We start from the raw sequence: 10,553 nt of genomic DNA, 5'->3' as shown, positions 1-10,553 counted from the left end.
CAACAGGACCCTAGACAAGTCCCATCGTTGCAGGTCAGGAGCACTCTCCGTTTATTTGATCAAGACGTGGACGAGCACGCCATGAAAGCGCGAGGTTAGTGAGTCTGTCGGCGTTCCCTTGTCTCAGCTGATCTCATACACGGCGCGGTGGCTTGAGAAGGGCAGCCCGTATCGTAGAGAAGTTCGGCAACTCGTAGAGCGGATCGAGAGGCTTCTGTCTCCTGAATGATCTGAGGGCGGTGCGATGCCCTCGATACCTGAGAGCCCTCCTGGTCAAGGCCAGCTCCATCGTGCCCATAGTGATCACGGTATGAAGATCGAAGGGCAGTGTAGTCGTGATCACGGGTCTTCGAGAGTGCCTTGTTCGATCTCGACAAGAGGGCCTGGGTCGGGACCCTGGGGCGCTGTCCGGGGCTAGCTTTTCACGGTACGGAACCAGGGGAGCGCGGACGCCTTTGCATGGTGCGTCGTAGGGCATGGGTAGAGGGGCGGCGACATGTGCTCTGATCTGCGAAAAATGGATCTTTCCGATCATGCGACACAGGGCGCCGTGATCGCGAGTGAGCTTTTGATTCAACGGGACCGGCTAAATCACTGACGGATCTGTGACAGCTGGGTGGCGCAACGCGCGCCTCCATCAGCGGGTTGCTACATGTCCGACGGTTCTCCCATGCCGCGGACGATGCGGCGCAGTTCCTTCTCGACCTCGTAGCGGTTGAGGTGCTTGGTGCGCGCGTACCGGGTTACTGCGGACTGTGCGGCGTTTGCTGCTTTGAACCACATCAGCCGCTGCTGTGTACGCTCTTCGTCCCCATTCAGCTGCTGCAGCTTTCGATGTTCGTTGTCGGCTTCCTGCTGGAGTGTGATCAGCGTGTCAGGGAGTCCTGAGCGCCCCTCCAGGCCGGAGTGCTGTGAGTGGTTCTTTTCGGGTGGTGTGGTTGGACGATCTGCCGGTTCGGTACTTGCTTCCGGAGGGGACACCGTGGGCTGGGTGGGCACCAGCGGGAGCATCGCAACGCCTTGGTCGGTCGGTAGCGCTGGCGGGGTAAGCCTGGTAGCCATGAGCTCGGGTCGGCAGGTGGGTCGGTTGTGGCTAGCGCGGGTCGGAGCGGTGCTGTCATCCTTGGCTGGGGGAAGAGCGGTGGCATCGCTGAGGAGGTCGTTGTAGCGGTCCTGGTCGATGCTGGTGACCCAGAAGCGGTGGAACTTGGTGGCGGTGCGGAACTGGATCGGCACGATGGTGCCGGCGGCTGTCTGACGGACCAGGTCGTCGAAGAGCACGTCCTTGGGCGTCGGCGTGGCGTGGGCTTTGCCGCAACGGCGTACGCCATGGGGGCAGGGGTGCACGGCGTGAACGTCGCAGCGCCAGAAGTCCAGCTTGCGGAAGCCGGAGATGACACGCAGGTCACCAGTCCTGGCGATGACGTAGGCGGGGAGACTGTTACTACGGGTCCAGTGGGTGTCGTGTCGCTGGGCGTAGTCGGCGCGGTCGGTGTGCCAAGCGGGCGTGATCCCGTTCTTTTCTGCCTTGGCCGCGCGGGCGCGGACCCCGCGAAGCCCATCACTGCCCACCGAGGACAGTTGGACTTCCCAGCCGATGCGGCGTCCGTCGGCTCCTTCGACGAGGGTGTCGGTCTGTATCCAGCTACGGCCCACACGTGTGCGTACTTCACTATCGCTGCGGAAGCCACCTTCCCCAGCGGCGCGCAGGATCCGCTCCTGGTAGGCCTTGTGCTCATCGCTCATCGGGACGGTATGGCGGGCTTCGTCTTCACGTCTCTCGTGAACCGCCTCGCGGCGCCCGTTGGCGCGCAAGCGCAGGTGCATCCAGGCCTCCACGCCCGCGTCCCGGCATACGCCCCCGCATTGCAAGTCCCGCTGCTGCACCCGTACGCCGCATTGCCCGTAGTACCGGTCTGTCCGGTAGATCGTCTCCCACAGATCAGGAAGTTCCGGATGATCAAGGTCGTCCTTGGTCAGATCAAGTAAGATCTGGAACTTCGTGTGCCAGACGATGTTGGCCACTCAATACCACCTTTCCTTCGTGAAAGGCCGCCAGAGCCACAGTAGCGACGACCACTGACAACAAGGGATGGAGCCGACACGGCGCTCGTCCCAAACAAGCCGTCCGCCAGACTGGGTATCTGTGGAGCCGCGTTCTCGGTTCTCCGATTCGTGTCTTGACCGTCTGCTCGGGCGGGGCCGATGCAGCAGTCAAGCCAACGTCGCTGTCACTGGCCGGACTTCGGCGGGAGGACTCGCTCAAGGAAGTCCAGCCGCACTTGACGAGGCAGTCGGCTGTCCAATCCGAGGGCTGTGCGGAGGGAGGCGGCGCTGACGTCGCGTGGGATGTCCAGCCGACGCTCGGCATCCCCGATGATCTCGCCGATGACATGGTGGGCAGCTTGAGGATGGTGCCCGATGAGCCAGTCCAAGGTCTTTGCCACGGGTGTTGCGATGCCGTAGAAGGGCGAATCCTTACCGTCGGTGGCTTTATCGAGTTCCTGGCCGGAGGCGAACTCGTCAAGGATGGCGTGCCGGATGGTGGTGGCCAGGTCGTAGGGGTTGATGATGCTTTTGGTGTCGGCGGCGATGCTCCAGGCGAGTTCATCGGAGACCTCCTGAACAGCGGCTTCGTTGCGATGGCGCATGGCCCAGCGTTTGCGCCAGTCGGGCCGCTCCCACAGGACGCCGAAGAACCGGCGGGCCAATCGCTGCCGCAACTCAGCGGCTCCCACCGGCAGGCCGGTGTCGTCGCTGGAGCTAAGTGTGGCGGCGGCACTTTCGGGTGAACGGCGGCGTTGTTCGGCCCAGTCCTGGGCCACTGGGCGGGCCCAGAGATTACGGCCGTTGACCGTGGCTTGGGGCGGAGGGACGTCGCTTTCGCCGCGGGAGATGTAGGCCCGCAGGGTAGAGGCAGCGATACCGCCGATCTCAGCCATCTCGGGTACACCGATGAGCTGATCCGCGGCGAGTTCGGGCGCGGACACACGTACCACGCACCGGGACAGCGGGAGAGCGTCGTTGGGGCGGTGCGAGGCCCACAAGGCGAGATGGTCGTTCCACTGGTCGGGGAGAGGGCCGTCGAGATCGAGATTGGCCACTTTCAGGATGCGCCCACCGGTGGGATGGGCGTTGTCGTCAAGGAGGTCGTCAGCGGTGATGGTGATGGCGGCTTTGACCAAGCGCCGGTCGTAGTGCTCGCTGGCGGCGTCCCAGACTTGTTCGGGGCGGTACCAGCTGGTTCCGTCCCACCAATAGCCGCCCTGGCGGAACAGGAGCTGGGGGCCCCACCAGTTGCTGTGCCAGGGCGAGGCGTCCGCGTCGTGAATCAAGAGGACTGTGCGTCCGCGCTCGGGATGGTGGCGGATGACCCAGGCCAGGTCATGGCGGATCGGGTCGGTTGTGAACGCAAGCCACGCACCTTCGGCGGATCCGTCCCTGTCCCAGCGCCCCCAGGTGCCGCCTTCTTCGTGGCGGCCGATGGCCTCTACTGCGGTGGGATCGCTGACGGGGATGTGGGTGTCGTCCACGAACGGCAGACCAGGTACGGGGTGGTCGGTGTGCAGACCATTCGCGATGGGCTGAAGGCGATGCATCGTGCTGTACTCCTTCGGTCTCAAGTGCTGTAGATGCGTACAGCACCCTTGATTCCCGAGCTACAGCACGCTGAAACGCTGTGGGTGCAAAGGATTTTGAACTGGCGTCAGACCCGGTCAGAGGTACCGCGAGCAGCGCGGTCGCCACGTGGTCAGGTGACGTGGCGGGGCGTACGCGTGCTGGCCCGAGCGGCACGGCTGTGCCCTATCACGGCGGGACAGCCGCACCAAACCACTGATTCTCCGGATCCTGATCCTGCTCGCCAGCAGTGATCCGTGCGGCTTCGCTGCGCGGTGAGCGGGAGGGCGGAACGACCGCTGCCTCGGCAGCGCTTACCTCGGAGACACGCGATGCGTAACCAGTCCAAGCCTGCCGTTGAGGCTGCGTTCCTGAACGTTCAGAGCGCAGCGCAGTACATGGGCATCTCAGTGAACACCCTCTACGTCTGGCGTCACCGCCGGCAAGGGCCGCCCAGCTTCCGTATGGGCCCCGGTGGAAGGGTCATGTACCGCCGGGACGCGCTCGATGCGTGGCTGAGCGAGCAGGAGCAGGCGGACTCGCGGTCGAACCCGGCCCTCAACCCGCTGAACAAGGCGCCGCAGCAGCGGGACCGACGCCGGGCTGCTTGACCTGGGAGAACGGTTTCGAGGAATCCAGCAGCACTCGGAATTTCATGCACACGGAGATCGTCTGTGTGTTTGATCGCGCCGCGAGTCGCGCCGCGAGAACCAATGGCCAGGTCAAGGAGAAGTAGTGCATGGCGGGCTACATAGAGGACCGGTGGCTCAAGAAGCGGCCGAACAAGGAGACGGGCAAGCGCGAACGCACCGCGCTGTGGGGCAAGTGCACCCGCTACCGCGTCAAGGGGATACCGGGAGTCCGTGATCGGTCCTTCGACACGGTCGCGGACGCCAAGGCGTGGCTGGCCGAGGCACAGACCGACACGCGTCGAGGAGATTTCATCGACGCGCGAGACGGCGCAATCAGCCTTCGTGAGTACGTCGAGAAGCACTGGTGGCCGTCCCAGGTGCATCCCGCCCAGACGCTGGAAAGCATGAGGCACCGGATCTGGGGGCAGGTGCTGCCGCAGCTCGGAGACCTGGCGCTGAGGGACGTCGGCGTCGCGGAGCTGCGTAAGTGGTCGGCCGATGTGCAGAGGGCGGTGGCGTCGAGTACGGCCTACGTCGCGTGGGTGTACCTCAAGGCGATCATGCAGGCCGCAGTCGAGGACAAGCGGTTGTACCGCAACCCGTGCAAGGGCAACAGCTCCATCAAGCCGCCGAAGAAGCCGGAGCGCAAGGCTCGCGCCTGGGAGCAGGACCGTGTCGACGCTGTACGAGAGGCGCTGGCCGACCGCTACCGGATCGCGCTCGACCTCGGCGTCGGATGCGGACTCCGACAGGGGGAGACGTTCGGCTTCAGCCCAGGTGACATCCGTGGAGACTTCGTCCACATAGAGCGGCAGATCCTCATGTACAAGTCGCGCCTGTACTTCGGCCCGCCCAAAGGCGGCAAGGAACGCGACGTGCCGCTGCCGAAGGTGCTCGCGAAGCGGCTCCTCACTCACCAGGAACGCTTCGAACCGCTCGACGTTACCCTGCCGTGGCTGGACCCCGAGGAGCCCGACCTCGCGCGCGAGGACCGGCGGAAGGTCACCGTCCCGTTGCTCGTGTACACCGGCCGGCGCGGCGCGATCAACCGCACCACCTGGAACACAAAGGCGTGGAAGCCCGCGCTCGCCGACGTGGGAGTCATCCCGCCGCTGCTCAAGCGGCAGCCCGGCGAGAAGCCGTCGCGCGTCTGGGAGCCCAGCCGCGAGCACGGCTTCCACATCTTGCGTCACACGTACGCTTCGGTGATGCTCGAAGCCGGTGAGTCGATCGTCTCGCTCGCGAAGTGGCTGGGTCACTCCGACCCGGCGTTCACGCTCCGGACGTACACGCACTTCATGCCGCAGGCCGGCGCGCGTGGGCTGTCTGCCATCGAGGCGTGGTTCACGGACCTCGGCTGAAAGTCCCTGAGAAGTCCCAGAGGGCGAGACCAGCCGCTGGATGCCCGTAAACGTGCAGGTCAGAGCGTGATCGCTCCCTGAGCGGGGCAGAACCCGGCGTACAGCCCGACTCGTCTGCCGCCCCTGCGGCTTCGCCAGGGAAAGGATCCCTGCTCCAGGTCGGAGACCCTTTCCGGTCTTTCGTGACGGCCTCTTCGTAGGTCAATGAAGCCACCGGCGCCCATGTCGGCTCGGCCGGGCGTCGTGGGGTCGTGTTAGCCGCGGTGTTGGGCGTATACGGCGATCAGTGTCATGCAGCTGGTGCCGGCGCCGGACGCGAGGCCGAGTACGAAGCGCCTCCGGACGGCCCTGCGGTTGCGGCGCCACCAGGCGGAGATCCGCTGCCCGTAGGGCGGGCGGTCTGCATTCTGACGGGACACGGACTTGAACATGCGCTTGGCGTGCACTGCGTACTCCATTCATTGTCACAATGGCTGGAGATCACCAGGGGACTTCTCCGCCGCCCTCAACTCGTTGGTGGTCTCACGCAGTACACGTCGCTCGGCCCGCATCCGTTACATGAGCCAGTGCTACTTGATCAGTGATGCAATCATGCTCGCCACAGATTGCGCAGCAGCCGACTTTGAGGGCTCTTCGTCGAGGAAGCTTCCCTCCGCGAGGACAAGGAAGTTCATCGATGGCGGTCGGACGGCAGACGGAGTTGCGAACCGGCTCACTCCGCTGAGCAGCGCACCCGATTCGCCTCCAGGGGAACGGTCAGGCTCTGTTTCTTGCGCCGCGCCGGCCAGCTCTGCGACCGAGATGCCTTGCATGATCAGTGATACGGGGATTTTCAGGCCGCGTTGCTTTGCCGCATGCGCAATCTGCGCGCACAACACACTGTCTACGCCTAGCTGGAGGAGGTCATCCTGTGGGGCCACCTCTTCCCGTCCCAGAACCTCACGGATCACGGAAAGAAGGACTTCTTCTTTCTGTGCCGCTCTCTGCTCACCGTGGAGGTTCCTCGCCTTTTGCAGTCTCATGTCATGCAGATCCGCCGCTGTGACATTCATCCCCTCGTCGACGAACAGCAGCACGAAGCCGGGCGCCGGGGGCGCATCAAGCGCATCAAGAAGGCGCTCCCACGGCGCGGCATGGGCCACGTCCCGCGTATCTGCGTACCGCTTCAGGCTGACAGCCCACGGCACGCTGTCGTGTGCCGGGTACGCACCTGCCCGCGCGATTTCCAGTACCGCTTTCGCCTCGCTGTCGATCTCCTGAAGCAGCATCCGGAAAATCGGCTTACCCGTGGGACGAACCGTGGTCCAGTCCGTCAGTGGTGCGAGCGTGTACACATGCCATTTCCGGCTTCGTAGGCGCATGTCTTCGTTCACACGCCTCATCATGTCGCGCAGATGAGAGAGGCGGTGATCGATGCCGGGTTCCTCGCTCACCGTCTCGCTGTCGTCGGTGGTGATCCGCTCCAGGATCTCGTCCAGGGTGTGATCGGGGGTGTGCGGCGCTACGGGAGTGGTGAACCAGTCGGCCAGCTCCTTGAGCATGTGATCCACGGAGTCGGACTCCGCAGGCTTCCTGTTGTCGTTCATTCTGCTGTCCCCTGCCCTTCCGTCTCCGGTTTCTCGATGAGAGCTGCGAGTCGTTTTCTGAGTCGGTGCCACCTGACCCGTTCGTTACCTTCCGTGATGCCCAGGAGTTCGGCCCGGACTTGCGGCGGGACGCCGAGGGCGACCAGGATCACGTGGCCGCGATCCCGTTCGTCCAACGAGTTGACCAGGTCGACGAGCCACTTCTTGGCGTCGATGGTCTCCGCCCAGTCGCCGTCCGAGTAGGCACGTGTGTCCGGCACGCCCACCGGCTGCAGCTCGCCCAGGAATTCGCCGACGGGTACTTCAGGCCGCCGCTCAGCGGCTTTCCAGCGGTCGATCACACGGTTCTTCACCCGCTTGTACATGAAGGCGTCCAGGACCCGCCGGTCGGCGGCTATGCGCTCGCGGCACTCCCAGAGTTCCTTCAAGACCTGCTGGACGATGTCGTGGCGGGCGCTGTGGTCGCGCACGCCGACTCGTCCGGCCACGGCGATCCAGGTGTCGTAAGTCTCCTTGAAGTACTCGCGGTACCACGACACTTCATCGCTCACGTCCCTCGACTCCCGTGTACTCCGGCCGTCCGGCGAACCACCACACCGCTCCCACCGGCCGGGAGACGGCAAGGGAACACCCTGTTACGCCCTACGACGACCGGCGCAGCGGATCCGTTACACCGGCGTCCGGAAGCGGCGACGCGCCCAGAACAGAGGGGCCCAGAACAGAGGGGCCCAGAACAGAGGGGTCCAGCACAGGGGGTTTGTCATACGTGCTCGGGGTCAGGGTTGGCTGGGCAGGGTTGCGCAGTTGGGGGTGGTGGGGGTGCCGGAGAGGCGCTGGGTGAGCCAGGTGATGGCCGCGGTCTGGTCGGTCAGCAGGGGGACGAGGTGGTTGGTGAGGAGCTTGTCGCCCAGGTTGGGCAGGACGATCGCCTTATAGGTGACGTCGGCTCCCTTGGCGCACCAGTCGAGGGCGAGCCGGCGGGCCTGGGCGTGCGGAACGATGTCGTCCTGGACGCCGGTCGCCAGGCGTACGGGGCTGGTGGGCGTCAGGGTGCCGATGCGCTGCGCGTCGAGGGTGGCGCGCAGCAGGGGCTCGCTGTTGACCACCTCGGTCAGCGACTCCCCGTCGCGGGTCCAGGACGTGCTCTTCGTGAAGGCGTAGCCGAGGATGGCGTCACCGACGCACATGGTCGACAGGTCGTGCAGCGCGTTCTTCCCCGCGGTGTTGAGATGCCGGTCGGCTACGGCCCGCAGCGCGGGGTCGCTCTGCAGGAAGCCGTTGACCGACCAGCCCAGGGCGCCCGCCAGGGCGCTGCCGTCGATGCCCTTGACCACCGCGGCCAGGTCCGCGGGCGGGGCGCCGGCGTAGGTGCCGGCCAGGGTGATGTCGGGGGCGTAGGCGGGCTGCAGCTCCGCGGCCGCCGCGCCGGCTCCGCCGCCCTGGCTGTAGCCGTACAAACCGGTGGGCGAGGCCGAACTGACCGATGCGCCCGGCAGGTTGCGGGCGGCGCGTACGGCGTCGAGTACGGCGTGTGCGGCGTCGAGACGGTTGACGTACGTGTGGAGCCGGTCTGTCGCGCCGAGTCCGACGTAGTCGGTGACGACGACCGCCACCCCGGCGGACAGCAGCCGGTAGACGGCCAGGTCCTCGTAACCGACGGACACCGTACGGCCGTTGAAGACGATCGGGTGTTCGAGGCCGAGGGAGGCCGCGCACTGGTCGCCCTGGCCCATGGTGCCCGGCGCGAGGGCCACCAGCGGGCGGGGGCCGCCGTGCTTCCAGGCCGCCGAGGGTTCGAGGTAGGCGCCGGTCACGGCGACCGGCCGGCCCGACGCGTCGGTGGACTTGTACATGAGGCGGGTCGCGGTGCCGGGCAGGGGCTTCCCGTCGAGGCCGGGCAGGCTCAGCGCCAGGGGGAGGGGAGCGGTGCGGACGAGGGCGCCGTTGGCCGCGGGCAGGGAGTCGGGCGGCGTGTAGAAGGCCGGAATGGTGACTCCCCGCGAGACGACCTCGCTCTGGGGCGCGGCCGTGGCGGGGGCGACGCCCGGGACGCCCAGACACACGAGTGCGGCCAGGGACACGGCGACGCGGCGACCGCGTGGCGGTGCGGCGGGGGAGACGTTGCCGCGTGGCGCGGCCGGTGCGGCGCCGGGCTCGGGGCGGGGTTCGGGTCGGTTCATGCGGCTCTCACTCTCTGCTGCGTCAAGCTCCGTGTGGCGTAGGCGCGCTGACTCACCGTCTGCCGGCTGCTGTCGTGCCGGGACGTCGTGGTGCGTGGCCTTCGCGCGCCGGCCTTGCGAGGCGCGGACGAGGGTGCTGCGGAGGGGGCGTCCCCGGCTGGTGGCGACGGGCATCTCAAGCGGGCTGCCGGGCACGTCGTACGCCGAACTGCGTTGAGTCGAGGCTTAGTTACTGGCGAGTCAGTTCGGGAGCATAGAGCCGCGTATCGCTGAGCGACAAGGTGTCTGCATGTGCCGCTTGCCGGACGTCCCGCCGGGCTGCGTCCGGGCGGCGAGGCGGAACGGCCGGGCAGCCGTGACCGAGACGGCACCGGGTCCTAGGTCCCCAGCCTGATCGCTCCTCACGCTTCTTGCTGCTAGCGTGCAGTTGCACATGGTTCGCAATCATCACGGAGGATGTTGGACATGCCGGTCTACACGCTCCCGGAGCTTCCGTACGACTACTCGGCGCTCGCTCCGGTCATCAGCCCCGAGATCATCGAGCTGCACCACGACAAGCACCACGCCGCCTATGTGAAGGGCGCCAACGACACCCTGGAACAGCTCGCCGAGGCCCGGGACAAGGAGTCATGGGGCTCGATCAACGGCCTGGAGAAGAACCTGGCCTTCCATCTCTCCGGGCACATCCTGCACTCCATCTACTGGCACAACATGACCGGCGACGGCGGCGGCGAACCGCTGGAGAAGGACGGCGTCGGCGAACTCGCGGACGCCATCGCCCAGTCCTTCGGCTCGTTCCAGAACTTCAAGGCCCAGCTGTCCAAGGCGTCCGCCACGACGCAGGGCTCCGGCTGGGGCGTTCTCGCCTACGAGCCGCTGAGTGGTCGGCTGATCGTCGAGCAGGTCTACGACCACCAGGGCAACGTCGGCCAGGGCGCCACCCCGATCCTGGTCTTCGACGCCTGGGAGCACGCCTTCTATCTCCAGTACAAGAACCAGAAGGTCGACTTCATCGAGGCCATGTGGAAGGTCGTCAACTGGCAGGACGTGGCAAAGCGTTATGCTGCCGCCAAGGAGCGCGCCAACAGCCTGCTGCTCACGCCGTGACGCCGTGACCGCGCCCGCGGCACGGGCCTCCTACGCGCGACCGCCTTCTCACCCCCCGAAAAGCCCATG

At 66.1% G+C, this 10,553-nt stretch carries 9 protein-coding genes; 3 read left to right on the top strand and 6 right to left on the bottom strand.

Annotation, left to right across the window (positions count from 1 at the left end; genetic code table 11):
* Positions 1-648 precede the first annotated feature (648 nt).
* Positions 649-2,025, bottom strand: a complete 1,377-nt coding sequence (locus ACIRFL_RS15300; RefSeq protein ID WP_404028321.1) for a hypothetical protein — start codon at positions 2,023-2,025, stop codon at positions 649-651.
* Positions 2,026-2,231: 206 nt separating this feature from the next.
* Positions 2,232-3,599, bottom strand: coding sequence for a hypothetical protein (locus ACIRFL_RS15295; protein WP_404028319.1), 1,368 nt, complete (start codon positions 3,597-3,599; stop codon positions 2,232-2,234).
* Positions 3,600-3,950: 351 nt separating this feature from the next.
* Between ACIRFL_RS15295 and ACIRFL_RS15290 the strand changes: the two genes are divergently transcribed.
* Positions 3,951-4,229, top strand: coding sequence for a helix-turn-helix domain-containing protein (locus ACIRFL_RS15290; protein ID WP_404028316.1), 279 nt, complete (start codon positions 3,951-3,953; stop codon positions 4,227-4,229).
* A 128-nt stretch (positions 4,230-4,357) separates the two neighbouring features.
* The gene (locus ACIRFL_RS15285; protein WP_404028313.1) at positions 4,358-5,611 is read left to right on the top strand and encodes a tyrosine-type recombinase/integrase; all 1,254 of its coding nucleotides are present in this window, start codon (positions 4,358-4,360) and stop codon (positions 5,609-5,611) included.
* 254 nt (positions 5,612-5,865) lie between these two features.
* Here the strand turns inward: ACIRFL_RS15285 and ACIRFL_RS15280 are convergent, their stop codons facing one another.
* The 4 genes from ACIRFL_RS15280 to ACIRFL_RS15265 form a co-directional block, all read right to left on the bottom strand.
* Complete coding sequence (locus tag ACIRFL_RS15280) at positions 5,866-6,069, bottom strand: hypothetical protein (RefSeq protein ID WP_404028311.1); 204 nt, start codon at positions 6,067-6,069, stop codon at positions 5,866-5,868.
* Between the two features lie 111 nt (positions 6,070-6,180).
* Positions 6,181-7,197, bottom strand: coding sequence for a phosphopantetheine-binding protein (locus tag ACIRFL_RS15275; protein ID WP_404028308.1), 1,017 nt, complete (start codon positions 7,195-7,197; stop codon positions 6,181-6,183).
* Complete coding sequence (locus tag ACIRFL_RS15270; RefSeq protein WP_404028305.1) at positions 7,194-7,748, bottom strand: RNA polymerase sigma factor; 555 nt, start codon at positions 7,746-7,748, stop codon at positions 7,194-7,196. Before ACIRFL_RS15270 ends, ACIRFL_RS15275 begins: the two co-directional genes overlap by 4 nt.
* A gap of 225 nt (positions 7,749-7,973) precedes the next feature.
* Positions 7,974-9,377 carry a lipase family protein gene (locus ACIRFL_RS15265; RefSeq protein WP_404028303.1) on the bottom strand — a complete coding sequence of 468 codons (1,404 nt, stop codon included), beginning with the start codon at positions 9,375-9,377 and terminating at the stop codon, positions 7,974-7,976.
* Positions 9,378-9,842: 465 nt separating this feature from the next.
* Here ACIRFL_RS15265 and ACIRFL_RS15260 point away from each other — a divergent pair, with 465 nt between their 5' ends.
* Positions 9,843-10,484, top strand: coding sequence for a superoxide dismutase (locus tag ACIRFL_RS15260; RefSeq protein WP_404028300.1), 642 nt, complete (start codon positions 9,843-9,845; stop codon positions 10,482-10,484).
* Positions 10,485-10,553 lie beyond the last annotated feature (69 nt).

The sequence above is a fragment of the Streptomyces sp. NPDC102462 genome (assembly GCF_044765425.1).
In the GTDB taxonomy this organism is placed as follows: Bacteria; Actinomycetota; Actinomycetes; order Streptomycetales; family Streptomycetaceae; genus Streptomyces.
Note: the sequence above shows the minus strand (reverse complement) of the source record. Positions and strands in the feature narration are given on the sequence as shown.